Origin of the sequence: Mycobacterium sp. D16Q13 (assembly GCF_002013375.1) — a bacterium.
Lineage (GTDB): Bacteria > Actinomycetota > Actinomycetes > Mycobacteriales > Mycobacteriaceae > Mycobacterium.
On the sequence record NZ_MAEW01000024.1, the window covers coordinates 60,164 to 85,163 of the forward strand.

The 25,000-nt window shown below is 64.5% G+C and carries 31 protein-coding genes; 18 read left to right on the top strand and 13 right to left on the bottom strand.

From position 1 onward, the window contains the following. Positions 1 to 37: 37 nt before the first annotated feature. Both B4400_RS22400 and B4400_RS22405 read left to right on the top strand, forming a co-directional pair. Positions 38 to 1,195 (top strand): GNAT family N-acetyltransferase, encoded by a 1,158-nt coding sequence (locus B4400_RS22400; protein WP_078312824.1) that lies wholly within the window; start codon positions 38 to 40, stop codon positions 1,193 to 1,195. 82 nt (positions 1,196 to 1,277) lie between these two features. Continuing rightward, entirely contained in the window at positions 1,278 to 2,348 is a 1,071-nt protein-coding gene (locus tag B4400_RS22405) for a GNAT family protein (protein WP_139361535.1), read from the top strand. On the opposite strand, the gene B4400_RS22410 is transcribed toward B4400_RS22405, so the two are convergent. Continuing rightward, a complete protein-coding gene (locus B4400_RS22410) occupies positions 2,345 to 2,743 on the bottom strand; it encodes a DUF6194 family protein (protein ID WP_078312822.1) in 399 nt (132 codons plus the stop codon). The two genes, B4400_RS22405 and B4400_RS22410, sit on opposite strands and share 4 nt — an antisense overlap. A gap of 31 nt (positions 2,744 to 2,774) precedes the next feature. On the opposite strand from B4400_RS22410, the gene B4400_RS22415 reads away from it, so the two are divergent. Further along, the gene (locus B4400_RS22415; protein ID WP_078312821.1) at positions 2,775 to 4,040 is read left to right on the top strand and encodes a competence/damage-inducible protein A; all 1,266 of its coding nucleotides are present in this window, start codon (positions 2,775 to 2,777) and stop codon (positions 4,038 to 4,040) included. A gap of 2 nt (positions 4,041 to 4,042) precedes the next feature. Here B4400_RS22415 and B4400_RS22420 read toward each other — a convergent pair whose 3' ends face one another. Beyond that, complete coding sequence (locus B4400_RS22420; RefSeq protein WP_078312820.1) at positions 4,043 to 4,843, bottom strand: HD domain-containing protein; 801 nt, start codon at positions 4,841 to 4,843, stop codon at positions 4,043 to 4,045. A 29-nt stretch (positions 4,844 to 4,872) separates the two neighbouring features. On the opposite strand from B4400_RS22420, the gene B4400_RS22425 reads away from it, so the two are divergent. Then, complete coding sequence (locus tag B4400_RS22425; RefSeq protein WP_078312819.1) at positions 4,873 to 5,826, top strand: GlxA family transcriptional regulator; 954 nt, start codon at positions 4,873 to 4,875, stop codon at positions 5,824 to 5,826. 11 nt (positions 5,827 to 5,837) lie between these two features. Here B4400_RS22425 and B4400_RS22430 read toward each other — a convergent pair whose 3' ends face one another. Both B4400_RS22430 and B4400_RS22435 read right to left on the bottom strand, forming a co-directional pair. Beyond that, entirely contained in the window at positions 5,838 to 6,818 is a 981-nt protein-coding gene (locus B4400_RS22430) for a pirin family protein (protein WP_078312818.1), read from the bottom strand. A 54-nt stretch (positions 6,819 to 6,872) separates the two neighbouring features. Beyond that, on the bottom strand, positions 6,873 to 7,469 hold the full coding sequence (locus tag B4400_RS22435) for a TetR/AcrR family transcriptional regulator (protein WP_078312817.1): 597 nt from the start codon (positions 7,467 to 7,469) through the stop codon (positions 6,873 to 6,875). Between the two features lie 95 nt (positions 7,470 to 7,564). Between B4400_RS22435 and B4400_RS22440 the strand changes: the two genes are divergently transcribed. The 5 genes from B4400_RS22440 to B4400_RS22460 all read left to right on the top strand — a co-directional run bounded on the left by B4400_RS22440 (position 7,565) and on the right by B4400_RS22460 (position 10,256). Then, on the top strand, positions 7,565 to 7,945 hold the full coding sequence (locus tag B4400_RS22440; RefSeq protein WP_078312816.1) for a DUF4345 domain-containing protein: 381 nt from the start codon (positions 7,565 to 7,567) through the stop codon (positions 7,943 to 7,945). A 96-nt stretch (positions 7,946 to 8,041) separates the two neighbouring features. Continuing rightward, on the top strand, positions 8,042 to 8,914 hold the full coding sequence (locus tag B4400_RS22445) for an LLM class flavin-dependent oxidoreductase (protein WP_078312815.1): 873 nt from the start codon (positions 8,042 to 8,044) through the stop codon (positions 8,912 to 8,914). A gap of 75 nt (positions 8,915 to 8,989) precedes the next feature. Beyond that, the gene (locus B4400_RS22450) at positions 8,990 to 9,442 is read left to right on the top strand and encodes a VOC family protein (protein WP_078312814.1); all 453 of its coding nucleotides are present in this window, start codon (positions 8,990 to 8,992) and stop codon (positions 9,440 to 9,442) included. Further along, a complete protein-coding gene (locus B4400_RS22455; protein WP_212566668.1) occupies positions 9,439 to 9,786 on the top strand; it encodes an ArsR/SmtB family transcription factor in 348 nt (115 codons plus the stop codon). The genes B4400_RS22450 and B4400_RS22455 overlap by 4 nt, the downstream gene beginning before the upstream one ends. Next, entirely contained in the window at positions 9,786 to 10,256 is a 471-nt protein-coding gene (locus B4400_RS22460; protein ID WP_078312812.1) for an SRPBCC domain-containing protein, read from the top strand. The genes B4400_RS22455 and B4400_RS22460 overlap by 1 nt, the downstream gene beginning before the upstream one ends. Positions 10,257 to 10,261: 5 nt before the next feature. Here the strand turns inward: B4400_RS22460 and B4400_RS22465 are convergent, their stop codons facing one another. Beyond that, the gene (locus tag B4400_RS22465; protein WP_139361536.1) at positions 10,262 to 11,686 is read right to left on the bottom strand and encodes an alpha/beta hydrolase; all 1,425 of its coding nucleotides are present in this window, start codon (positions 11,684 to 11,686) and stop codon (positions 10,262 to 10,264) included. A 39-nt stretch (positions 11,687 to 11,725) separates the two neighbouring features. Here B4400_RS22465 and B4400_RS22470 point away from each other — a divergent pair, with 39 nt between their 5' ends. Beyond that, positions 11,726 to 12,271, top strand: a complete 546-nt coding sequence (locus B4400_RS22470) for a hypothetical protein (protein ID WP_078312811.1) — start codon at positions 11,726 to 11,728, stop codon at positions 12,269 to 12,271. A gap of 3 nt (positions 12,272 to 12,274) precedes the next feature. Here the strand turns inward: B4400_RS22470 and B4400_RS22475 are convergent, their stop codons facing one another. The 3 genes from B4400_RS22475 to B4400_RS22485 are packed head-to-tail and all read right to left on the bottom strand — an operon-like array spanning position 12,275 to position 14,444. Beyond that, entirely contained in the window at positions 12,275 to 12,838 is a 564-nt protein-coding gene (locus tag B4400_RS22475; RefSeq protein WP_078312810.1) for a hypothetical protein, read from the bottom strand. A 43-nt stretch (positions 12,839 to 12,881) separates the two neighbouring features. Next, complete coding sequence (locus B4400_RS22480; protein ID WP_078312809.1) at positions 12,882 to 13,661, bottom strand: SGNH/GDSL hydrolase family protein; 780 nt, start codon at positions 13,659 to 13,661, stop codon at positions 12,882 to 12,884. Positions 13,662 to 13,670: 9 nt separating this feature from the next. Then, a complete protein-coding gene (locus B4400_RS22485) occupies positions 13,671 to 14,444 on the bottom strand; it encodes an HAD family hydrolase (RefSeq protein WP_078312808.1) in 774 nt (257 codons plus the stop codon). An 88-nt stretch (positions 14,445 to 14,532) separates the two neighbouring features. On the opposite strand from B4400_RS22485, the gene B4400_RS22490 reads away from it, so the two are divergent. Next, a complete protein-coding gene (locus B4400_RS22490; RefSeq protein ID WP_502688427.1) occupies positions 14,533 to 16,041 on the top strand; it encodes an FAD-binding oxidoreductase in 1,509 nt (502 codons plus the stop codon). Here B4400_RS22490 and B4400_RS22495 read toward each other — a convergent pair. From B4400_RS22495 to B4400_RS22505, 3 genes are all read right to left on the bottom strand, one after another. Beyond that, positions 16,038 to 16,697, bottom strand: coding sequence for an MBL fold metallo-hydrolase (locus tag B4400_RS22495; protein WP_078312806.1), 660 nt, complete (start codon positions 16,695 to 16,697; stop codon positions 16,038 to 16,040). The genes B4400_RS22490 and B4400_RS22495 overlap by 4 nt on opposite strands. A gap of 65 nt (positions 16,698 to 16,762) precedes the next feature. Then, the gene (locus B4400_RS22500; RefSeq protein ID WP_078312864.1) at positions 16,763 to 17,215 is read right to left on the bottom strand and encodes an SRPBCC family protein; all 453 of its coding nucleotides are present in this window, start codon (positions 17,213 to 17,215) and stop codon (positions 16,763 to 16,765) included. A gap of 28 nt (positions 17,216 to 17,243) precedes the next feature. Further along, positions 17,244 to 17,831 (bottom strand): TetR/AcrR family transcriptional regulator, encoded by a 588-nt coding sequence (locus B4400_RS22505; protein WP_078312805.1) that lies wholly within the window; start codon positions 17,829 to 17,831, stop codon positions 17,244 to 17,246. 105 nt (positions 17,832 to 17,936) lie between these two features. On the opposite strand from B4400_RS22505, the gene B4400_RS22510 reads away from it, so the two are divergent. The 6 genes from B4400_RS22510 to B4400_RS22535 are packed head-to-tail and all read left to right on the top strand — an operon-like array spanning position 17,937 to position 22,497. Continuing rightward, complete coding sequence (locus B4400_RS22510; protein ID WP_078312804.1) at positions 17,937 to 18,467, top strand: DUF4242 domain-containing protein; 531 nt, start codon at positions 17,937 to 17,939, stop codon at positions 18,465 to 18,467. After that, the gene (locus tag B4400_RS22515) at positions 18,464 to 19,513 is read left to right on the top strand and encodes an acyl-CoA dehydrogenase family protein (RefSeq protein WP_078312803.1); all 1,050 of its coding nucleotides are present in this window, start codon (positions 18,464 to 18,466) and stop codon (positions 19,511 to 19,513) included. Before B4400_RS22510 ends, B4400_RS22515 begins: the two co-directional genes overlap by 4 nt. Beyond that, entirely contained in the window at positions 19,489 to 20,217 is a 729-nt protein-coding gene (locus B4400_RS22520) for an ABC transporter ATP-binding protein (protein ID WP_078312802.1), read from the top strand. The genes B4400_RS22515 and B4400_RS22520 overlap by 25 nt, the downstream gene beginning before the upstream one ends. Then, on the top strand, positions 20,214 to 21,383 hold the full coding sequence (locus B4400_RS22525) for an ABC transporter substrate-binding protein (protein WP_078312801.1): 1,170 nt from the start codon (positions 20,214 to 20,216) through the stop codon (positions 21,381 to 21,383). The genes B4400_RS22520 and B4400_RS22525 overlap by 4 nt, the downstream gene beginning before the upstream one ends. Beyond that, positions 21,380 to 22,204: an ABC transporter permease gene (locus B4400_RS22530; protein ID WP_139360370.1), complete on the top strand. Its 825-nt coding sequence runs from the start codon at positions 21,380 to 21,382 to the stop codon at positions 22,202 to 22,204. Before B4400_RS22525 ends, B4400_RS22530 begins: the two co-directional genes overlap by 4 nt. Before the next feature lie 41 nt (positions 22,205 to 22,245). Further along, positions 22,246 to 22,497, top strand: coding sequence for a hypothetical protein (locus tag B4400_RS22535; protein WP_078312800.1), 252 nt, complete (start codon positions 22,246 to 22,248; stop codon positions 22,495 to 22,497). Between the two features lie 7 nt (positions 22,498 to 22,504). Here B4400_RS22535 and B4400_RS22540 read toward each other — a convergent pair whose 3' ends face one another. Both B4400_RS22540 and B4400_RS22545 read right to left on the bottom strand, forming a co-directional pair. After that, entirely contained in the window at positions 22,505 to 23,155 is a 651-nt protein-coding gene (locus B4400_RS22540) for an enoyl-CoA hydratase/isomerase family protein (RefSeq protein ID WP_078312799.1), read from the bottom strand. Next, the gene (locus B4400_RS22545; protein WP_078312798.1) at positions 23,155 to 23,814 is read right to left on the bottom strand and encodes a TetR family transcriptional regulator; all 660 of its coding nucleotides are present in this window, start codon (positions 23,812 to 23,814) and stop codon (positions 23,155 to 23,157) included. The genes B4400_RS22540 and B4400_RS22545 overlap by 1 nt, the downstream gene beginning before the upstream one ends. Positions 23,815 to 23,950: 136 nt before the next feature. On the opposite strand from B4400_RS22545, the gene qcrB reads away from it, so the two are divergent. Then, a partial coding sequence (gene qcrB / locus B4400_RS22550) for a cytochrome bc1 complex cytochrome b subunit (RefSeq protein ID WP_078312862.1) occupies positions 23,951 to 25,000 on the top strand: 1,050 nt, incomplete at its 3' end.

Here is a 25,000-nt window from a genome sequence, read left to right on the forward strand (position 1 = left end):
CATCGCGGAGCGAATTCTTCTCCTGTAACCTGACTCAGTGCCTAGCAAATCCCAAACCCGGTCGTCAGTGGACCGGGGGCCCGTCACGATCGACGGGGTGACGGTGGTGCTACGGCCGCCACGGCTCGCGGACGGTCCGTCCTGGCGCACGACAGCGTTGGCCTTCTCCGAACGGCTCTCACCGGCGTTCACCCGTGATGACATGGACTGGGAGAGTGCACATTCAGCGGTGATCTGGGTGGACACCTGGCGCTCGGCTCGTGCGGATGCGCGTGCCGGAGGAGTCTCATATCTGCTGGTAAGGATCGATGAGGGCAGCGAAACGATCGTCGGCCATTTTTCGATGACCGGAACAGATCCACGAACCGGCGGCGCCGAAATCTCCACCTGGGCCGTCGACGTTCCTCCGGCCGTGAGCAGGTGGGCGCAGCTGACCACGGTGCTGTCCGCTTTCGAGGGAAACCCCGCCATCCCACACGCGCTGGCGCCGACCGCCGTATCGAATATGCGCGCAAACAGGTTCTCGCAGTCCATGGGCTGGAACCAGCTACAGATCCGCCGAGCTCTGCGCCCCTACGACGGGCAGGTATCGGACCACCACATGTGGATTCTCGCCAACACCGCCGAGTACCGAGATTGGGTCAAGCACCAACTCTCGGAAATTCCCATCACGAGAACACGTTTCACGCCTGCGGCGGCCCGCCGGCCGGATGTCGAGTATCTGGTGGCGTGGGCGCGATTCGCGGCGATCCGCACCCGTCAACTGATCGGCACCGCGCTGCGAACCACACTGCCCGAGCCTGCATTCGAAATACCCTCCGCCAGTGGGGAAGTGGTACAGATCGAGCCGGCCGGCCGTGGCCGATACCGGGTGACGGTGGCCGCGCGACCTGGCGGTTCCATCGACGTCCATTCCGACGTTGGTACGTCGACAACGGAATTAGTGCCACGATTCGAGTCGCGGATATCAGACGACGCCCGCGTTTCGGCGTTGTCCGCACTCGCGAGCCACCTGACAGCTCGCCCTGACCGGTCGCGCCGGACGGTTATCGCGGTCAGTGCTGTCGACAGCACCCTTGCGGATCGGCTCGCTGCGCTTGGTTTCATCGACGAAGGTGACGCGCCACCGACCCTGGGCGACCACGGTGCCTCCCTGCGGATGTGGACTCTGCTGGCGAGTCCGTATCCAAAATAGACACGCTGTACACAGCAATCACCTTCTCGCAGTAGCCTATTAATCGCCATTCGTCTCCGCCCCGGTGCGCTACCCTGCCGAGGTGCGTGCAAGCGATGGGCCCATCCCGCCATCCCTGGGGCCGGTCGAAATCGACGGTATGACGGTCATGCTGCGCGCGCCGCGGCTTTCCGATGGCGCGTCGTGGCGGGAAACCAGCCTGCGCTACGAGAAGCGGCTGGCACCGGCGTTCGGCCACACGGATATGACGTGGTCGGCCGCGCATTCGCCATACATGTGGATCCATACTTGGAAGCAGGCACTCTCCGACGCGGCACAGGGCTGGGTCTCTTGTCTGCTCGTACACCTCGATGGCGGCCGCGAACACGTGGTGGGCCATCTCGCCATGGCGGGACGGCACCCGCGAACGGGAGGCACCGAGGTATCGACCTGGACCGCCGGCGTCCCCCATACGGTCACCATGTGGGCGCAGGCATCGCTGATCATCGCCGGATTCGAGGCCAATCCTCACGTTCCGCACGCGGTGGCACCGCTGGCGGTCCAGAATGTCCCGGTGCAGCGCCTGGCCCAGGCCGTGGGCTGGTCGAAGCTGCAGACATGCCGCCTGCTGCGCACGTACGACGGAAAGCCCACCGATCATCAGATCTGGTTTCAGAGCAATACCCCAGAGAACGTGGCCGCGCTACAGCACACGCGAGACACGCTCCCGGACAACGCAACTAGCAGGACACCCGAATGCCGAACCCGGGGTTCCTGGCGCGACCTCACGGCACGCGGCCACTACGAACTGCGCAACTGGGGTCGGCGCGCCATATTCGCAACGAATAGCCTTGTTGCGGTAGATCTTTCGGGTAAGACTGTGGGATACGTCGAGATTTCCGTCGATCCGGGCAGCTCCACCACCGAGCTCATCAGCAGACCGCATCCTGGTGCTGCCGAGGACATGCTCACCCCGACTGTCGCAGATATGGCCGGGCGCTTGACGCACACCCCGTCCTCGACCAGGCGGATCGTGGTTGCGGCGCGCGCCGATGACCAGCCCCTGATCGCCGCCCTCGCCGCGCACGGTTTCCAGAACGAGGGGCCCACTCTCCCCACCCTTGGCGAGGCTGCCGTCACCCGCCATCTGTGGGCCTACGTCAGCGAAGGCTAATCGCTGCGGCCGCGCGTATACGCCTCGGTCAGCAGCGGACGCACCACGTCACCGAAGGTGTCTTCACCCGGGTTGACCACGCATACCCATTTGGCGCCGCCATATTCGGGGTGGGGAAGAACTCGGTCGAACGCGGTGTAGTCGGCATCGGGCGATTCGTCACCGCGGCCCGCGACGACCTTAGCGAAGGTGTCACCACTGATCCCGATGTTGAGCCGGTACACCGATGGCCGGCCCAGATCGGAGTACGTGTCGAACGCCTCGTTCGACATCAGGGTGATGACGGGTATCTGGCGTTCGGATCCACGGAAGAAGAACCAGTTGCCCTGCACAACCTCGTGCTGAAGGTCTGGGAAGGTCGTGACGATGTATTCGATGATGGCGCCCTCATCCATAACACCGAACCTACCGGCCTAGGCTGCTGACATGTTGCGCGCGGGAATCGTCGTCACGGGTACGGAGGTCCTCACCGGGCGGGTGGCCGATGCGAATGGCCCGTGGCTTTCGGAACAGCTCCGCGCGGTCGGCGTCGATGTCGCACACATCTGCGTGTGCGGAGACCGCAAAGAGGATCTGACGGCACAACTGCAGTTTCTCGCCGATCAGCGTGTGGACCTCATCGTCACATCTGGCGGCCTGGGGCCCACGGCTGACGATATGACGCTACCCACCGTCGCTGAATTCGCTGGTACCACACTTGTTTTCGATGCCACCCTGGAAGAAGCCATTATGGATCGGCTGCGACCGATGGCAAACCGGTGGGAGAACGTGGACTGGGAGGCGCTGCGCGTCGGCATCGCCAAACAGGCGCTCGTGCCGGCACAGGGACAGGTACTTGACCCGGTGGGCACCGCGCCGGGAGCGATCATGAGCACGGGTGACGTGCTCATCGTGGTGTTGCCCGGCCCTCCGCATGAGCTGCAGCGAATGTGGCCGTCGGCAGTCGGGGCCGGGCACTTCCGGGCTCTCCTCGGTGACGATGTCACGGCCATTGAGCAGACCACGCTGCGTCTGTACGGAATCACCGAGCCCGATATCGCCGAGACACTGCGCCTCGCCGAAAGCGCCGTGGGAGACCTTGCCGCACTGGAGATCACCACCTGCTTGCGACGCAGCGAGGTCGAGGTGGTCACCCGATTCGAGGCCGCCGCCCAGCATCTGTGGACCCGTCTCTACGGGTTCATCCAGGACCGGCATGGCGCCGCACTGTTCTCCTCAGACGGCTCGACCGTCGACCAGCTGGTGGCCGGGCTGCTGCGCGGAAGGCGCCTGGCCGTGGCAGAGTCTTGCACGGCGGGGCTGTTGGGGGCACGGATCGCCGATGTGCCGGGCTCCTCGGAATACTTCCTGGGTGGAGTCATCAGCTATGCGAACGATGTCAAAATCGGCCAGCTGCACGTGGACCCGCAGTTACTCGCCGACCATGGCGCGGTGTCTCCGCAGGTCGCCGAGGCCATGGCGGACGGCGCGCTGAAGGCGCTGGGTGCCGATATCGCGATGTCCACGACGGGCGTTGCCGGCCCCGGCGGCGGAACGCCGGAGAAGCCGGTGGGCACGGTGTGCTTCTGCGTGAAGACCGCAGCGGGGGAGAGGGCCGACCTCCGGGTCGTTATCCCGGGAAACCGCAACCAGATTCGTGAGCGTTCCACCACAGTCGCCCTGCATCTGTTGCGCCGATTGCTCCAGCGATAGCCCTACTCGGCAAAGGGGGCGGCCTTGACCAGCAGCGGGAACGCCGCATAGCGGGTCAGCCACGCGGCGCGGCCATTCGGTACCGCGGTGCCCTCGGCCGCCCAGGCCTTGAGCATGTGCCGCTTGAATTCCAGCCGAGGATGCCGCCGCAGCAACTCATCCACCCAACCGGCATCGAGGTCGGACAGCCGCAGACCGAAGACATCGGTTCCCGCGCCAGCCGACACAAATCCACCGGGGTCGGTGAGGTTTTCACTGGCCCCCAGGGTGATATGCGCAGCGATCGCAGCACCCACCGCCTGCGCGCGGTCCTCGGAGGCGCCTTGATCCCTGAGGAATTGTGCGGCACGCTCCCCGCCAACGACGGCGAAGCACCGCCCTGGTGTCGGATGCTCAAGTTGCAGATCGTGCAACAGGCTCGCGATATAGACGAGCTCGTCATCGACCCGCACGCCGTCAAACGCGGCCAGCGCCTTTCCGAAAAAGTAGGTGCGGTAAGAGTGTTCGAGGACGTGGGGTGTTACCGAGTCCCGTGCCTCCTGCTCGGCGGCGCGTGCGAGCGCGGAATCGGGGACCGCGATCGATCCGAACTCCACGCGTCCCTGTCCGCGCCGGCCCATTCTCGTCTTGACGGTGTCGCTGACCATGGCGGGCAACGCGCGAAACAAGCGTCCCAACAGTGCCCGTCGCTGGGCCGCCGAGACCTCGCCGCCGGTCCGCGTCGCCCACTGCCAGTCCAATTCGATCGTCATCGCCTCAGTCAAGGCCGGTACGCCCGAAACAACCAGTGGCATGAAAGCCATAGATGCTCGGATTTATGCCATAGTGAGCCATGGGCACCAAGACGGTGGCGGCACTCGCGCTCGATGGCGTCATCACCTACGACCTGGCATGCGCCGTGCAGATGTTCCGCAGGGGTGCCGGGCGATCCGGCCAGCCGGACGGTTTCGATCTGGTGACCTGTGGCCATCGACCCGGAAGTGTCTGGACGCCAGACGGTTTCAATATTGACGTGGAACACGGCATCGACGCGCTGGACACCGCCGATCTCATCGTCGTTCCCGCGCGGGCCCCGCACGACTATCCGCCACCCGATGACGTACTGGACGCTCTGGCGAGCGCACACCAACGCGGTGCCGTGATCTTCAGCATCTGCCTGGGCGCCTTCGTTCTCGCGGCCGCGGGTCTACTGGATGGACGTCCCGCCACCACACATTGGGAGTACTGCGATGACATGCGCACGCTCTATCCGCAGGTCGATCTCCGGCCCGACGCGTTGTATGTGGACGACGGGGACATCCTCACGTCGGCGGGGCTCTCGGCGGGTATGGACCTGTGTCTGCATGTGGTGCGGCGTGAACTGGGGGCCGCCGCGGCGTCGGAGATGGCCCGGTGGAACGTGATGGCACCACATCGTGATGGCGGCCAGGCCCAGTTCATCCCGCCCACCGAGACCTCTCATGACTCCAGCGGCCTCGGCCCGACCCTGAGCTGGGCCTCCGAGCGTCTCGCCGATATCGATGATGTGTCGGCACTCGCGCGACACGCGCATCTGAGCCTGCGCACGTTCAACCGGCGCTTCGGTGAGGAGGTCGGTACCACGCCCAAACGGTGGCTCGACGTACAGCGCGCCACCCGCGCTCGCGAATTGCTGGAGAACACCGATATGACGATGGAATCCATTGCCGCACACTGTGGGTTTGGCAGCGTCACGGCCATGCGGACGCATCTGCGCAAGGTCACCGCGACAACGCCGAGCGCCTATCGCCGGGCATTCCGGCGATAGGCGCCTCACGGTCAGCGCGCGACGTGCGGCATCAGCGCATTCGGGGGTATGGCGCCGAACTTGCCTGACTGGTAGTCCTCAACCGCCTGAATCAATTCGGCCTTGGTGTTCATCACGAACGGCCCATAGGCCACCACACGCTCACGGATGGGGCGGCCGCCCAGCATGAGCACTTCCAGCGCCGGGCGGTTATCATCCTGACCCGCGTTGGCCTGCACCGTGATCCGGTCGCCGGGACCCAGCACCGCGAGTTGCCCCTGCTCGATCGGATGCCCCAATGTACCCACCGCACCCCGTCCAGACAGGACGTAGACGAGCGCGTTGAACTCGCGGTTCCATGGGACGTTGAGCTGCGCGCCAGGCTGGATGGTCGCATGCGCCAGGGTGATCGGCGTGTGCGTGCTGCCCGGACCATGATGCGGTCCGATGTCTCCCGCGATGATCCGCACCAGGGCGCCACCGTCGGGCGAGCTCACCAGCGTGGTTTGCGCCCCCTCAATGGCCTGGTAGGCCGGAGTCAGGAACTTGTCGCGAGCCGGCAGGTTGACCCAGAGCTGGATGCCATGGAAGATTCCGCCACTCTCCACCAATTCGGCTGGGGGAGTTTCGATATGCAAGATTCCTGACCCGGCGGTCATCCACTGGGTTGCCCCGTCGTGAATGAGCCCGCCTCCGCCGTGAGAGTCCTGGTGAGCGAACCTGCCATCGATCATGTAGGTAACGGTTTCGAATCCGCGATGAGGATGCCAATCCGTTCCGCGCGGCTCACCCGGTTCATAGTCGACCTCACCCATTTGGTCCATATGGATGAACGGGTCCAACTCGGCGGACGGCACTCCGCCGAAGGCGCGCACAACGGGAAAGCCTTCACCCTCGTATCCACGGGGCCCGCTGGTGATGGACCGCACGGGACGTTCGGTATCGGCGGGCCCGGGCGTGGGTATGCGCGGCAGAGTCAGGGCGTCCATAGACGACACGGTGATAGCTGGCATGCAAACCTCCTGATGAGTGTTCTTATGCCTTGCTCAACCGGACCGCAGTCCGCTTTATTCCCGTAGCGCATCCGCGGCGACCAGTGCGGCCGCGACGGCGGCTGCGACCGTCTCACCCGCGGCGAGCAGTGGCTCCGGGCTGCGTAACGCCCGGCTCAGCACGAACGCGCCCTCCAGGCTGGTGACGAATCCCAACATGAGACGTCTGCGGACCTCGTACGGCAGGCCCGATCCAGAGATGTGTTCAGTACCCCGATCAATCCAGTCCGTGAAGACGTCGGCGGTGGCTTGACGGAGGAGATCGTCAGTACTCGCTACTTCGAGGGCGATGGTGGCGATGGGGCAGGCGTCGGCGTAATCGGTCGCGATGAGATTGTCGGCCGCGGCCGCGAACGCCGTGCGGATGGTGGCCGTCAGATCGGGGCCACTCTGATCGAAGAGCGTTAACACGAGATCCCGATACATCCCCCCGGCGGTGCGAATGGCCTCGTCTGCCAGTTGCGCCTTGCCTCCGGGGAAGAAGTGATAGATCGATCCGAAGGGTGCGCCCGCACTCTGCGCGATCTGCTTGAGGCCGGTGCCGGTCATGCCCTGTCGGCGGAACAACTCGCAGGTGGCGGCGACAATGCGGTCGCGTGTATCAGCGGGCATGGTGCGTCCTTTCGGGCCTTGTATCCGGCCTCGTCGCATTGTACGGTCCTTACTAGAACGTTCTATCAAGTCAACGCGACCCGGAGGGGGCAGTGATGGACAAAGTGCTGAAGTACCTGGCGATTCTTACCGGCGTGATCTGCGTGGCCATCGGCCTCTATCACCTCATCGGGGGGCCCGGAACGGTCATCGGCGGGGGTGACATCACCGCGAGCAACGACAGCCAGGAGCGCTTCTTCGCCGGGCTGTTCGCCGTCTACGGCGCGGCGTGGATCTGGGTGGCCCGCCAGTCGCCGATTCCCGGCATCGCCATCCGATTCCTCGCCGCGGGTCTGCTGGTGGGTGGGCTGGGCAGGGTGGCATCACTGATCGACTCCGGAGTGCCCCATCCATTCTGGATTGTCATGCTCGCCGTCGAAATTCTCATCCCCGCACTATTTTTCGCCATTGCGGGCGCAGACGAGAAGGCTCGTTGACTCCGTAAAATCAATATGCGAGTTCAGATTTCGCAACCGCTAGAGTGCGTAGTACCGACAGCACAATGTGTTTCTGAAGCACTCTAGGAGGAAGCTATGCGGTTCACCTTCGCCGAGGCCATGACCGATCCGTCGTACTACATTCCCTTGGCCCAGGCGGCCGAGGCGGCGGGCTACCACGGTATGACCATCGCCGACAGCCTGGCGTATCCCTACGAGTCGGATGCGAAGTATCCGTACACGCCCGACGGGAACCGCGAATTCCTGGAAGACAAACCGTTCATCGAGGCGTTGACGCTCACGGCGGCCCTCGGCGCGGTGACCTCGACGTTGCGGTTCAACATCTTCGTACTCAAGCTGCCGATCCGGCCGCCCGCCCTAGTGGCCAAGCAAGCCTCGTCCATCGCGGCACTGACGGGTAACCGTCTGGGCCTCGGCGTCGGCACCAGCCCGTGGCCCGAGGACTACGAACTCATGAACGTGCCCTTCGCCAAGCGCGGTAAGCGCATGGACGAGTGCATCGAGATTATCCAGGGGCTCACCACCGGCGACTACTTCGAGTTCCATGGCGAGTTCTACGACATCCCCAAGACCAAGATGTGTCCTGCGCCGACCCAGCCCATCCCGATCCTCATCGGTGGACATGCCGACGCCGCGCTGCGTCGTGCCGCGCGGTGCGATGGCTGGATGCATGGCGGTGGCACCGAGGACCTGGACGAGCTGCTGGTCAAGCTCAACAAGTTCCGTGAAGAAGAGGGGACGGCCGATAAGCCCTTTGAGGTCCACGTCATCTCCGTCGACGGATTCACCGTGGATGGTGTGAAACGCCTGGAGGACAAGGGCGTCACCGATGTCATCGTCGGCTTCCGCATTCCCTACATCGTCGGGCCGGACACCGAGCCACTAGAGGCGAAGATCAGGAACCTGGAGGGCTTCGCCGAGCACGTCGTCTCCAAGGTCAACCCGTAGCGGTCCTCGAGCCGCGGGCGCCTCATGCTCGAGCGACCGTTGACAGATATTCAACGCAAGCGTTAAATATCAACCATGAGCACACGCGCTAGCCTGGCCTCGGCGGTCGTCTACCAGGATCCGTCGGCGGCCCTCGACTGGCTGGAAAAGGCTTTTGGTTTCGAACGGTCCATGGTCATCACCGATAACAACGGCAAGATCGAGCATTCCGAGATGCGTTTTGGGGATGGCTATCTCATGGTCGGCTCCGAGTGGGACGCCAGCGTCGCCAGCCCCAAAACGGTCGGTGGCAGGTGTACCCAGACGATCCATGTTCAGATTGACAGCGATATCGACACGCACTGCGCGCAGGCCGAGGCGGCCGGTGCCACGATCTTGATGCGCCCGGCCGACCAGTTCTACGGCGATCGGGTGTACCGGGCTCAAGATCCCGAGGGACACGTCTGGACCTTCGGCCAGTCGGTGCGGACGGTCTCGCGCGAGGATGCCGAAAAGGCGAGCGGTCTGAACATCGAGGGCTGGGTTTGACCCGGCCCACTCCGGAACTCGCGAGCATAGATCGCACACTCACCGCGCTGGCAGACCCCAATCGGCGGCGAATCGTTGAGGTGCTGCGGGATCGACCGTGCCGCGCGGGGGAGATCGCACACGCCGTAGGCCTGAGCCCCGCTGCACTCAGTAGGCACCTGCGAACCCTCAAGGCCAGCGAGCTGGTCGAGGAATCTCACCCCGAGTTCGACGCGCGAGTACGTATCTACACATTGCGTCCCGCTCCCATGGCGGAACTCAAGGCATGGCTCAACGAGATCGAGAAGCTCTGGGCTACGCAACTTTCGGCCTTCAAGGAGCACATCGAGCGAGAGCAGGGCTGATGGCTTCACGCGTGCTGGTGTCGCTGCGGGTACGTGCCACCCCGGAGCGCGCGTTCGACGTATTCGTCAACGACATCGGAATCTGGTGGCAGCCCAACACTCTGTTCCGATTCACTCGGCGCCGCGGCGCCCTCACGATCGAACCGGAGCTCGGCGGCCGTTTCATCGAGTCATACCCGGACGGCACCGAGTTCGAAATCGGCACGGTAACAACGTGGGAACCGGGCAGCCGGCTCGGCCTCACCTGGCGTCAGGACAGCTTCACCGAAGGTCAGATGACTACCGTTGAGGTGCGGTTCGAGCCGATCAGAGACGAAACCCGGGTGACGGTCGAACACCTCGGCTGGGAGTCGGTTCCGCAGGATCACGTTGCCCGCCATACCTTTCCAGACGGATTGTTCCTGCGCCGCCACGGCGAATGGTGGCAGGAGCTTCTGGAGTCGCTGCGGGCTCAGGTCGGGGGAGCGTAAGGCACTCAAGGGCTTCCCGGGGTGCGGAGCTGCGCCGCCAGCCAGGGCAGCGCGCCCGAGAATGTTCGGCTGGCGAATTGCCAGGTATGCCCACTGATCATCTGGTGAATGGTGCAGGAGATCTGCGCCTGCTGGGCCGCCGCGCACAGATCCGCGGCGGCACCGTCGCGATCGTCGTCGGTCACATCGTCATGCCCACCGATTCCCGTCGGGGTGTCGGCTGTGGGGCGCTTTGCACCGCTTGGCTTCTTGCTGCCTGCCGGAGGTATCGCGTCCTCGAACCATCCCGTGACGCCGGTGTACGGACCATGTTTGGCCATCACGGTGCGTGGGTCGAAGGCATCCCATCGGGCGGCATCTCCGCCGTACAGCCGCTCGATCGTCTGTTGCTTGGTTCCCGCGGTGGGACCGTGGTCCCCGGCGATGTCCACGAATGTGGAGAACAGATCCGGATGCATGACGGTCAGGTCAATAGCGCAGGTGCCGCCCATCGACCAGCCGACCACCGCCCAGTTGGCCGGGTCGGCCGACCCGTCGAACTCCGAGACCACGTAGGGGCGAACATCTTCGGTGAGATGGTCGGCGGCGTTGCCACGCGGGCCGTTGACGCATTCGGTGTCGTTATTGAAACTTCCCGCGACATCCACAAAGACGAAAATCGGTGCTTGCCCACCGTGGGATTTGGCATAGTCATCGATCATCTGGGTGGCGTTACCCGTGCGGATCCAGTCGGCCGGGGTGTTGAACTCGCCGGCGATCATCATTACCACCGGCAGCCGCGGCGGGGTATCGCCCGCGAACCAGGCCGGTGGGAGATAGACATACTCGCCTCGGTGTTTGAACTCGCTCGCGTCGCTGGGGATGTCGACGTCGACAAGCTTGCCGGTACTGGGATTCGAATTACGCAGACCCGCAAGCTCAGTGATGTCGACCTCGTTGGGAAGTGGGCCCGCCGAGACCGCGCCCCACGCCGCCTGCACGGTGGGGTAGTAGCCCACCCAGGCATTGAGCGCGACAAGTGCCGCGAGCAGCGTGAGCGGAATGGCCAACACGGATACACCGCGACGCCACCAGCGCGCACCCCGGAAGCCGATGACGGCGACCGCGACCGACGTGACGAACACACCGATCCATATCCACAATTTGAAGGGCGCCGGGTCTGACGCCAACCCTTCGGAGTTCATATACATCCACGCCGCCAACGCGCCCACCGCGCCGACCGCTACGCTCACGGGCACCCACAGCAGGCGCCACCGGCGCGTGCGCCATCCGATGACCACCAGCAAGGCCACCACCGCGAGCACCTGGACGACCATCGGAAACCAACCGCCGAGGGCTGAAATCCCGTGGCTGTATTGGTGGAAGTCGTTCGCAGGCAGCTGTGGAATGGGAGTCGGCGCCGGAGGGGGCATCGGCGTAGTCGGTGGCACGCTGACATTGTGATGACGTTTCCTGGGAGGAAGCTGGACATGACCCAGAGTTATCTATCGGACGAGACCATCGCGGCGCTGTCCGCCGAGGAGCGAAGGGACCTGATTCAGCGGCTGGAACGCCCGCTCAGCGAGGTGGCGCCGCCGAATCTGGCGAGGTTTCGCGTGCTCCGGCTGGGTTTGATGATCGGCGGCTCGATCGCGCTGATCCCGTGGATCACCTATCTTGCGTTCACGCTGCCCGAAAACTATGTGGCACAGCGGTGGACGGCGACGTGGGTCGGCTTCGACGTGTTGTTGGTGGCATTCATGGCCGCGACCGCGGTACTGGGTCTGCTGCGTCGTCAACTACTCGTTTTAACGGCGTTCACCACCGGAGTGCTCCTGATCTGCGACGCCTGGTTCGACGTGATGACAGCCGGCCCCGCGGAGGTGCGATGGGCGATCCTGACCGCGGTTCTGGCCGAGCTGCCCGTCGCGGTGGTGATGATTCGAGGCGCGTTGCTCATCACGCGATTGACGATGACGCGGCTTTTGGTGATCGACCCGGGCGTACCGCTCTGGCGGGTGCCCTTGCTGCCCTAACCGTCACCAGCAATGCGCGAAGCCATCGCAGTACTGCGGGAACCGATCGACGGGTACGTCGAGTGGTTTCACGAACTGCAGGCTGAAGGGCCGCTTTGTCATCCCGGGCTGACCGCCGCATACCGCGCTGTGGATCGTGGTGTGCACCCCGGCGAGGGTCTCGTCGTTGAAGACGTACTTCTCCTGGGTGGGCGCGTAGGTCCCGTCCGGGCAGGTCATGCCCTGTGGCCGCGCATGCAGGAACGTCCACTGGTCGTCGACCAGCTTGGCCGTGGTGGAGTAGTTCTGCAGTCTGTCGTTGTGCTTGAGGATGTCGGGTGTCGCGCTGGTGACCGTGAGCGTGCAGCCGTCGGCCTGGATGGTGGGGTCGGTGTAGTCGGACTGAATGCGGGTGCCCGAGGCCTGTACGCAGACCGCGGACAGCGTCCAGGAAACCTCGCCGAATCCTTCCTCGATCATCCGATATGTCCCGTCCGCCGGAGGCGCCACAGCCGAGGCAGGGCTGGCGAATCCGACGCCGATCGCAAGGGCCGAGACGGGAACCATCAGCAGGGCAGTTATGCGCACAGGATCAAGTATCGCAATGGCGCGGGCGGCTCACTCCGCAACCTCAGTCATTAGACGCGGCGTCCAATACGGCCACGATCAGATCGGCTACGGCGCTCATGCCGTCCGCGTTGGGATGAAGGGGAGCCGGGCGCCACGGCCACGGGAATCCGGGACGGGTTGTCCAGGGCCGTGCCGACCAGGCGTGATGGTCCGCGCTGGCCGCCGATGCGCGCACGATCTCGCAGCCGGTGGTGTGGGCCGCGGCCGCGGTGGCCGCCGCGAGTTCGGCGGCGATGCGACGTCCACTGGCGGTCTCGGTCTGGGTGTACGGCGGCGCGAGCTCGCCTTCCGGGGGCAAGAGTGCGAGGTAATCGACGAAGATCACCCGCGCCCGCGGTGCGCGATTCCGCACCTGCTCACCTACCGCGCGCAGCGATTGACCCACAACAGCCAGTGCCGCATCCCGCTTATCGGTGTCGAGCATGTCGGCCAATCCGCCGCCGACGACTGGCAGGGCACGCAGAACGTGCGGCAGACACGCGGCCAACAAGAACGGCACATAGCCCACGTCGTTACCGCCGATCGTGACCGTCACCAGCTCCTCGGTGCCATCGAGCGCGCCGATCTGCGGCGCCGCGGTGTTCTGCGGGTCGGTCAGGATATGTGCCGTGGTCGCACCGGAATAGGTGACATCGACCAGCTGATATCCCTTGCGGGCAGCAACATGATGCGGATAGTTGCGTGCCGAACGTCCGGCCAGTCGAGGCGAGCCTGGCGCACGCGGCAGGATGCCCGGTCCGGCCGCCATCGAACTTCCCAATGCCACATAGCGTCCCGCCATGATCCAAGCCTATCGACGAACAAACCCGGCGAGCCTGCGCAGCGACGAGCGCACGCCACGGGGCCTGGGATCGTTCAGCCGCAGGACCGGCCAGCCTTGTTGCGATGCCATGACCGCGAGCCGGCCGCGCGGGTTGACCGGGCAGGGTTCACCGACGAGGGACATCAGATCGATATCCTCTTCGCCGTCCGCATAGAAGTAACTGCGTTGCAAATCAACACCGTTGGATTCGCAGAACAGTGCGACCGCGGTCGCCTTGTTCCGTCCCCACACGATCGGTGCGCGGATACCGCCGGTGAGACGCCCCTGATTGTCGAGATCAAAGTGGTTGCAGAGCACATGGGTAATGCCGAGATGGCGGGCCACCGGCTCGGCGTGAATGGTCAGCGCCGAGGAACTCAGCATCACGGTGTGCCCCTGTTCCTGATGCGCCCGCACGCGCTCGTACATCTGCGGATAGATCATCGAGGCATTGTGCTGGTGGAAGATTCGTTCACCGACGGCTTCGAGTTCGGCCAGCGAGTCGCCGCGCAGGTATCCCGCGGCGCGCACCACCAAACGCTCGAACTCCATGCGGCCCAGCTTGTACCGGAATGTGGCCTCCAGGACTCCGAGAACCTCGCCGACGCTGGCCTGACCACGGCGCATCCGATCGCGAGCGTGTGCCGTCGGGGTAAATCCGGCCACGAGAGTGCCGTCCAGGTCGAAGAAGGCCCCTACCTGCGGACCGGTGGGGCTGAGCGCTATATCGGCCACCGGATCGGGTGCCGGGCTCACCGTCATGTGGGCCAATCTACCGTTGCGCGCACCGCGCACCGGTAGTAGGCGACAAGATGGGGAATCCACCCGACAGTGGCCGACAGGAGCAGTGATGGACCCCCAACCGGATCGCCCGCGCGCTGCGCTGGTCACCAGACGCAGTGTGCTGTCCGCCGGGGCGGCCTTGGCGCTCGGCGGAGGGGCAATCACCGGATGCTCCCCGATCCTCTCAGGAGACGTACCACTTATCCCTCGATGGGAAGACTTGCGCCGCAAGCTATCCGGAACTCTCACGGTGCGCGGGGACGCTGGGTGGGACGAGGCCGCGCGAACGTTCAATCCACTCTTCGATATACATCATCCTGGCGCGGTGGCCTTCTGTGCCTCTGAACAGGATGTGGCGCGTTGCGTGGAGTTCGCCTCCAGCTCCGGGATACCCATAGCGGCGCGCAGTGGCGGCCACAGTTATGCGGGCTATTGCGTCCCGACCGACGGCTTGGTGGTGGATCTCGGGCGGATGGCGGCGGTCTCGGTGACGGGGACACGGGCAACGGTCGGATCCGGCGCACGTCTGATCGATGTCTACGCCGGCGTCTGGTCGGCGGGCCGGATGCTCGCCGGCGGCTCCTGTCCGACCGTCGGCATCGCCGGGCTGACCCTCGGGGGCGGGGTGGGGGTTCTCACCCGCAAGTTCGGACTCACGTGCGACCAACTGATATCGGCCCGCGCGGTCACCGCCGACGGTGGGATCCGGGTCCTGTCGCCGGATTCCGAGCCCGATCTGTTCTGGGCTATCCGCGGAGTTGGCGGCGGAAACTTCTGCATTGCCACGGAGTTCACCTTCGAGACCGCACAGGCAACCGACCTCACGGTGTTCACGCTCGACTACGCGCCGGGGGATGCCGCCGCGATCATGCACCGGTGGCTGATGTACATGGGCGATGCGCCCGATGAACTGTGGACAACCCTGCACGCCGTGGCCGGCACCACACCGCAATGCCGGATCGTCGGATGTATCGCCAAGACTGACGATCCACGCGCCCTGGTCGATGCTCTCCGCCGCGCGATAGGCATTGTTCCATCCGATCGATTCGTCGCCGACAAGACTTTTCTCGATGCCATGAAGTTCATGGGCGGTTGCTCGACATTGACGGTGGCTCAGTGTCATCCGGCATGGACCGGGGCCGCGAGGGGACAGCTGCAGCGCGAGGCGTTTGTGGCGTCCTCCCGGATGGTCCCGCACGCGGCGATCGACACCTCCAGAATCGCGGCGTTACTCGTCGGCGACCGCGGACTCACCTTCATCTTCGATAGCCTCGGAGGCGCCGTCAGCCGAGTTGCGGCCGACGCCACCGCCTTCCCGCATCGACGGGCCGCCGCATCGATCCAGATCTATCACGGAGTCGGCACAGACTCGTCCGTCGCGTATCGCCGCGTGGACGAGGCACGGGATCGGCTCGCGGAGATCTGTGGCGGCGCCGCCTACGTGAACTACATCGATCCCCGCCTGCCTGATTGGGCTGCGGCCTATTACGGCGACAACCTGGCGCGACTGCGACGGATTGCCTCCGCCTACGATCCCAGCGGAGTCTTCGAGTTCACGCAGGCCGTTCGCCCCTAGTCGCGTCGCACGCTCTGCTGCGCCTGTGCGATGAGCTCGCGCCAACGGCCCCCCGGAAGCTCGTACACCGCGGAGTTCCCGCCGTAGGCGCTGGAGATGACGACATCCGGGTCGAGGCTCCCCAACAGTTCTAGGCTCCTCGCCAACTCATCGGCGCTCCCGCGCCCGGGACCCAGGAAGGTAGACCAGGTGCCATCCTCGGTGGGGAACATGGTGTCCCCCGTGAAGAGGTACCTCTGGCCGTCCGCGCCCGTGACTAGATAGCTTGTGCTGCCGGGGGAATGACCCGGTGTGGGGATGACCTCTACGTCGTTGTCATCCACATGACGTTCGTCGATGGGCACGTCAAGGTCGGCGTGCTCGCCAATCTCGTTCCGCTCGTGGGCGGATGCGTGCAGTGCCGACCCGAATCGCTGTTTCACGACGGCGAGCATCGGTCCGGCCTCGTCCTGATGCGACAGATACTGGTGGGCCACGCCGCCCAGCTCTGCGATCGCCTCGAAGTCGGCCTCGGTGGCTGGACTGTAGAACAGCACGTTCCCGTCGGGGCGGGTCCACAGGTAGGCGTGAGTGGTCAGCCCGGGGAACGGGCTGTCCCTGCGCGTCTCCCACAGATCCGATCGAAGCTGACGCACATTCGACGTTTTCGTTGTCATGAGCCCAGTGTTCAACCTCAAGTGAGCTTGAGGTCAAGGACGGAACCGTAGAATCCCGGGGCGGGCTAGGCGCGTGACTGGGCGAGTGCCGCGAGCCTGTCCACCGAGGCCTGCAGCCGCTCCGAGGTGGTGCTACGGGCCCGGGGCAGCCTCTTCTCGTCGGTCAGGTTCGTCCAGTCGTAGGTATGGGTCACCCGAGTACGGTTATCGCCAAGCGGCTCCAGCTCCCATCGCCAGAGGTGGCCAGGCGGCTCCTTGCCGACTTCAGAGGGCAACCACGCGATCCGGCGCGCCTCCTCGAATTCCACGATGTGGTTATCGCGAACCGCACCGTTGGTCAGGGTCATCACGAACACATCGCCCACACCGTGAACGCGTTGCCCCGCGGCGGCCTCGGCCAGGTTCTCATTGCCATCCCATTCGCGCTGTCGCGCGGCATCGGCGATGTACTCGAAGATCGCCGCCGCCGGCGCATCAATCTCGCGACTCGCAGAGACCACTCTGACGTCCTCAGTCATACGCTCCATCCAACCAGAGTCCTGTCGTCTAGCCGATCAATTCGCGAGTGAGTTTGCGCGCCAGCGTTATCGGCGCCACGGATTTCTCCATCTTGGAGGCGGTCAGCGCACCGTCGTAAAACAGCTGCACGCGCCGGGCGATGTTGTCAGGGCGCGACATCCCGGCCTCGCGCAGCAGTGCGGTCACGGTCGCACGGAACCACTCACGATGTGCTCGCACCGGTTCCCATTCCGTTCCGGGGAATTCGGTAGCGGCATTCGCGTACAGACAGCCGCGGAAGTTTCTGGCACTCGCGGCAGCGGCGGCCAGATCGAAGAACGTCAGGACCTTAGCGATGGGATCGCGCTGCGTAGCGACCGCCGCGTTCCAGCGGTTGCGATCACGCTGATCCAATTCTTCGAGGTAGGCGACGATGAGCGCATCCTTGGATCCGTAACTGCTGTACAGACTCGCCTTGGCAACCCCCGCCTCACGCAGGACCTGATCGATCCCAACCGCTCTAATTCCCTGCGCCGCAAAGAGATCTGCGGCCGCGCGCAGCAGTCGATCGGCGGGCGCGAGCACACGGGGAGTCGAGGCGGCCGCAGCGGCCGCGGGTGCTGTCGTGGGGCTCATGAGAGCAGGGTAACCCACCAGACCTCCATAGACAGACCGGTCTGTCCATGGAACCGTCCCCCTTGTCGCACATCGAAGTCGTCCACCGAAGTTAGGAAGAGTGACGTGACGCTGCATCTTTACGAGATCGCCCTTGCCCCTGCCGACAAGCCCGATGCCACACAACTTCTCAAAGATATCGATGGGCTGGTTCATCGCGGCGGCGGCGAATTGATCGAAGCGCAGGTGACACGCGAGGCTCGCCGTATCTTCGTCATCGCCGAGTTCAGTGGTGAGGCGACCCTGTTAGACGCGGATTCTCTGGGCGTTGAGACGGTTTCGGGACCGCATCCGGTTCGCCTGGTGGGCGCAGACCTGGACCAGCTGAAATCGGTGCGACCGGCGGCGGGATACCTGGTGGAATGGGACCTGCCCGCGGACCTGGATATGCAGACCTATCTCGCACGCAAGAAGGCCAAGGCGCCCAAGTACGCCGACGTGCCTGAAGTGAGCTTCCTGCGTACCTACGTCCGTGAAGACATGGACAAGTGCCTGTGCTTCTACGACGCGCCCGACGAGGACGCTGTGCTCCGTGCCCGCAAGGCCGTCGACACCCCGGTCGACAGACTGCACGGACTTGGAAACATCTCGCTATGACGGCGGCCGTGGTCAAGGACATCGACGCGGCCCTGGAACGGGTCGGCGACTCGGTGGCGGCGCGTGCGGCCGCTCTCGACGCGGAGGAGACTGACGTACGCGCCGATATCGCCGCCCTGGGCGCTGAGGGTCTGTTCGATGCCGGTCTTGCCGCTGCTGACCTCGCACCCGTGGCGCGGGTGATTGAACGGATAGCCACAAGCAGTCTGGCCGTGGGCTTCTCGGCATGGGCGCATCGCATGACCATCGAGTATGTGAGCCTGGCGCCGCAGGCCTTTCGTGCGGCACATCTGCCCGCCCTGACGGCCGGACGCCGCCCGGGGGTCACCGCGATGGCAGCCGGTCTCAAACAGGTTGCGGGGCTGGGGGAGGTACCGCTGCGCGCTACGACGCATCCCGACGGCCTACGCATTACCGGCCCGATCCGATGGGCTTCCAACGTGTTTCCCGATGCGCTGATGGTGCTGCCGGCCCGCGGGGCGGACGGTGCCACCTTCGTGGTGGCGGTCGATGTCAACGCGGAGGGGATACGCATCGATCGACCGCCGAATCTGATGGCGTTAACGGCCACGGCCTCGACATCCCTGCAACTGGATAATCTCCAAGTTCCTGCCGAGAACATCATCAGCACAGACCTGCGAGGTTTCGTCGCCCGAATCCGGCCGGCCTTTCTCCTGCTCCAGACCGCCTTCTGCACCGGGGTCAGCGGTGCGGCACTTCGCGGCGCACAATCCGCGCGCAGCGAGCTCGCCGGACAGTTCACCACCGAACTGGGAGAGCTCTTGCAGCAGAATCACACCCTGCGAGATCGTCTCTACGCCTTTGCGGCAGCACCATCTGGTCCCAGCATCGCCGAGCTTCTCCGGCTCCGGCTGGATGCCGCTGTCCTCGCCGGTCAGGCGTCGCGGTTGGAGGTCACCTTGGCCGGGGGCGCCGGTTACGCGCTGGGAACGGCGGCCAACCGGCGGTTTCGCGAGGCCGCGTTTCTGCCCATTCAATCACCCTCGGAAGGACAGCTGCGGTGGGAACTGACGCGGTACGAATAACACACGGCACCAGGTATTTCGGATCAACAGCTGCCTTCCGGGAGATCGATGTCCACGTGACATCCGGCGAGTTCGTGGCCGTCCTGGGCCCCAGCGGGAGTGGCAAGTCCACCCTGTTGCGCGTACTCGCGGGACTCGAAGAACTCAGCACCGGAACCGTCGACTGGGGATCGGACGGAGGGCGGCCACGAACGGGTGTGGTGTTCCAAGACGCCCTGCTGATGCCGTGGCTCACCGTCGCGGAGAACATCGCATTTGCCAAGCGATTCGCGGTGCACCGCAGCGGCTTCGACGACGCGTACGTGGACGACTTGGTCGCTCGTTTCGGGATACGGCGGCTCGCGGATCGATATCCCGATCAATTGTCTGGCGGTCAGGCCCAACGTGTCTCGATCCTGCGCGCGGTGGCTACCCGTCCTCGGTTACTGCTCCTGGACGAACCGTTCAGCGCCCTCGACCCTGCGACGCGGGCAGATCTGCAGTCCTGGTTGGCAGATCTGGCCGCAGAGTTGGCCGTCACCGTCATCCTGGTGACCCATGACGTCGACGAAGCATTGACACTCGCGCACAGAGTGATCCTCTTGGGCGACGACGGACGTATACGTCAGCAGTGGTCGCTCGATAGCGGTGCCGCCGTGCAGCACGGCCGGGTACGCCAGGAAATCCTGACCCAGTATCAACCGGCGGAGACGGGGACCGAGTGAGCGGGATTGTCTCGCGCCGGGCCGTACTGGCGGGAGCTGCTGGGATAACGGCCACGGCAGGAATTTTCGGTGGTGCTGGACTGATTCGCGCCGCGGTGTCCGACGCCTCGAACACCACCTCCCAGTTGCGCATCGGGTATCTGCCGATCACCGACGCAGCACCGCTGCTACTCGCGCACGCCGCCGGGATGTATCCGGCGGGCGCTGTCAGCGCCGCCAAACCCGTGCTGTTCCGTAGCTGGGCCGCACTGGCGGAGGCCTTCATGGCCCGGCAGATCGATGTGGCGCATCTGCTGATGCCGATGGCGATCCAGCTCCGACAGGTACTGGGACACGGTGTACGCGTGCTCGGGTGGAATCACACCAATGGATCGGCACTCACCGTGGCCCCAGATATCGAACACCTGGAGGATCTGGCCGGCACCCAAGTGGCCATTCCCTTTTGGTGGTCGATCCATAACATCGTCTTACAAGAGCTGCTGCGCGGCCATGGATTGCGGCCGGTGGTTCGGAGCGCCGCCTCGCGTGGCCAGCGCACCGTTGAGCTCATCGTCATGAGCCCCTCCGATATGGTGCCGGCGCTGGCCAACCGGTCCATCGGGGGATACGTCGTCGCCGATCCGTTCAACGCCATCGCACAGATCAAGAAGATCGGACGGATTCATACGTTTCTCGGCGATGTGTGGCGTGACCATGCCTGCTGCGTGCTCGTCACACGCGATGATGTGATCGCCGGTCGCGCCCCGGCCGTACAGGGTGTCACCGACGCGGTGGTAGCTGCCCAGCTGCGGATCGACGGCGACAGAAAAGCGGCGGCGACCACGCTCGCCGGAGGAAAATACCTGCCGCAACCGGTGGCGGCGGTGCAGACGGCATTGACCTACCCAAATCCGCCCTACCCGCTGAAACATCCTGATTGGCACCCACAGCGCCTTGGCTTCCAACCGTTTCCCTATCGGAGCTTTACGCAGCGGTTGGTCGAGTCGATGCACGACACCGTGGTCGACGGCGATCGTGGATTTCTGGACCGGCTGGACCCAGCCCGGTTACACGATGACCTCGTCGACGACACCTTTGTCCGCCGGGCAATCGCCACACATGGGGGACCACAGGCCTTCGGTATCGCAGCCGATTTCACCCGAACAGAACAGGTACAGGCATTGTGAGCACCATCGAGAGCGCTCCCGCGATCATCCGTGACGGCGGAGCCACACCCGCGAAACCACGGTTGCTCCCCAAGATCTGGCCTCCGGCACTGGCCATTTCGGCGAGCATCGTCCTGTGGTGGCTCGCGAGCTCGGTACTCAGCCAACCCCATTCGCTGCTACGTCAGACCGCCCCGGACAAAGTATTGCCCGCAGTCATCGATCTGCTGAATCGCGGCGTCTTACTGCCGGACGCCGGAATCAGCCTGTGGCGATTGGTGATCGGACTCTGCCTTGCCGTTGTGATCGGCGTACCAGCGGGCCTGTTACTGGGCGTGAGTTCCACCGCCGAACGTGCGGCACGTCCCGTTATTCAGTTCCTGCGGATGATCTCGCCACTGTCGTGGACGCCGATCGCGGTGGCCGTGTTCGGGATCGGCAGTCAACCTGTCATTTTCCTCATCGCCGCGGCGGCGGTATGGCCGATTCTCCTCAACACCACCGCCGGCGTGCACGGTATCGAACCCGGGTACCTGCACGTGGCACGGTCATTTCATGCCACTCGCATCGAACTCCTCACCGCGGTCATACTCCCGGCCATCCGGGGCAGCGTTCAGACTGGTGTGCGCATCGCGTTGGGTATCGCGTGGGTGGTCCTTGTTCCCGCCGAAATGCTGGGCGTGCGATCCGGTTTGGGCTATCAAATCCTCAACGCACGCGATCAGCTGGCCTACGACCAGGTGGTGGCCGTCATTCTCGTGATCGGTGCGCTCGGGTATGCCCTGGACGCTGCCGCAAAACGGGTACTGGCACCGAGGTTTCGCATACCTCCTGCCGAGTAGGCTCACACAAGCAGCACTACCCGATACCGGAGGTGGTCCCTATGAACCTGCTTGCCCGCCGATTGGTGATCCTCGTCGCTGGAACGCTTTTGCCGCTCGCCGTGGTCTCGGGCATCGCGCCGGGCATCGGCTCGGCGGATCCCATCGTGCCCAACTGTCCGGACGGATGGTGGGACCCGGTAGCCAACACCTGCCGGCCAGCGGTCGCGACCACACCGTTGAACTGCGATAACGGTTGGTGGTGGGACCCGGTGGGCAACGTGTGTCGCCCACCGGTCATTCCACCTCAGTAGAGCGGCCTTACGCCGCCAGTGCAGCGGTGGTCGCGGCGAACATGGTCGTCTTGATGGCGCCCAGGGTGCCGCTGCCCTTACTGGTCAGGGGACTCATCAGATCGACTGCGACACTGAGTACTTGGTCCTCGGACACGGCCCGGTCGGCCAGACCCGCAGCCACGGCGGCGTCTCCGCTGTATCGGTGCCCGGTGGTCATGGCGGTGACCGCTGTCTGCGGGGTCACCTTGGCCTGAATGAGGCTCGCCATTCCGGGGGTGAATGGGATGTTGATATCGACCTCGGGGAAGCACAGGTACCCACGGTCGGATCGCATCACCCGGTAGTCGTGGGCGACGGCAAGCATTGCCCCTGCCCCGAACGCGTGACCGTTGACCGCGGCGACGGTGGGCAGCGGGAGGGTGAGAACTCGGCTGAAGAGCGCGTGCACGCGGCCGACGTACCAATCACTCTGATCACCGTGGGCCATCAGCCACTCCAGATCGAGTCCGTTCGAATAGAACTTTCCGGTCCCCACGGTGACCAATGGCTTGGCGTGCGTCAGCGCATCGTCGAGCAGCCCGTCGACGGCATCGAGCCAATCGGGGGAGAAGCGGTTCTCGTCCGTGCCGAGGTTCAGAACCGCGATGGTGTCCTGAAGTTCGAGGGTGGGGGGCATCACGTGCTTCCTTTCATTGTGGCGCCCTTCATTTTTGGGCGTACTGGAGGTGGATCGAGAGCAAGAATGGCGCGTACCGCCGCCTCCAGACGAGCGCGTGCTTCCACATCGGGCCGGCGGCGACCCCGCAGCAGAAGGCCGGTCGGCAACCCCACGATGCAGTCCTCGATGACCTGAACCGCGCGACCGTCCTCCCGATCCCACAGGGCTTGCGATAGCAGAATGAACAACGCGACAAGCCTGGCGTCGACGTTCGCCATGGCCTCGGCGACGTCGTCAGGAACATCGGGGCCCAGAAGATCCTCGCGCCGTACGCCGAGCACGAGCCGCGAGGATTCAGGGAATCGTTCGGCGAAGACGGTGGGGCTGTCGGCGGCCGCGACAACGGCGTTCACCGCGGCGACGTGGATGGGCGCACCCGTCGCGAACGCTCTATCCACGGCGTCGCGCTGCATGGCAAGGAACCGCTCCGCGGCACGCAACCACGCCCTTCCGACCATCGCACCACGTGATCCGAAGGCATGATAGATCGCGCCATTGGACGTTCCGGTCATCTGCGAAACCGCCCGGACCGTCACCGCCGCCGGGCCCGCGTCCACCGCGATCCGCTCGGTGGCATCGAGCAGATCGTCGACGGAGTGGATGCGCGGGCGGGGCACCCCCGGACAGTAACAGAGCAGACGCTCTGTTATCAAAATGGCTGGCTCCATCAAATCTCCGACAATTACTACCGCGAGTAGTAATGACGTACTACTCTCCGTAGTAGGCATAAGGTCTCTTCCCAAGGGAGCAGCTATGGGTCAAGCAACGGAGCTTGCCAAGGCGGTCGATTCGCGCTACCACCCGTCATCGGGCCTGCGAAGACAGATGAACAAGGTCTTCCCGACGCACTGGTCATTTCTGCTGGGGGAGATCGCGCTGTATAGCTTTGTGTTGCTGCTGCTCTCGGGCATCTATCTGGCCCTGTTCTTTGACCCGTCGATGGCCGAGGTCACCTACAACGGCGTCTACCAACCGTTGCGCGGCATGCAGATGTCCAAGGCCTACGAGAGTGCCCTGAATCTGAGCTTTGAGGTCCGCGGTGGCCTGTTTGTCCGCCAGATCCACCACTGGGCGGCACTGATGTTCGCGGCCTCCATCGTCGTGCACTTGGCGCGCATCTTCTTCACCGGCGCATTTCGGCGCCCACGCGAGGCCAACTGGGTGATCGGCTCGGTCCTGCTGATCCTGGCCATGGCAGAAGGGTTCGCGGGCTACTCGCTGCCCGATGATCTGCTGTCCGGCACCGGACTTCGCGTGGTCACCCAGGGCATGATGTCGCTACCGGTCGTCGGCACCTGGATGCACTGGGCGCTTTTCGGCGGCGACTTCCCCGGAAACATCGTGCTGCCAAGACTTTACGCCCTGCATGTGCTGCTCATTCCCGCCATCATGATCGCGCTCATCGGGGTGCACCTGGCGCTCGTGTGGTACCAGAAACACACACAATTCCCGGGTCCGCGCCGTACCGAGTCCAATGTTGTGGGGGTGAGGATCGTTCCGGTATTCGCCATGAAATCCGGCGCGTTCTTCGCCATCGTGACCGCTGTTCTCGCGCTTATGGGTGGCCTACTGCAGATTAACCCGGTCTGGAACCTCGGGCCCTATAAGCCATCCCAGGTAGCGGCCGGATCGCCACCCGATATCTACCTGATGTGGACCGACGGCCTGCTGCGGCTCGTCCCGGATTGGGAGCTCTACGTCTTCGGCTACACCGTGCCCGCAGTGCTGTGGGGGGTACTGGGCATCATGCTCGCGTTCGCGGTGATTGTCGCCTGGCCTTGGATCGAGAGACGCATTACCGGT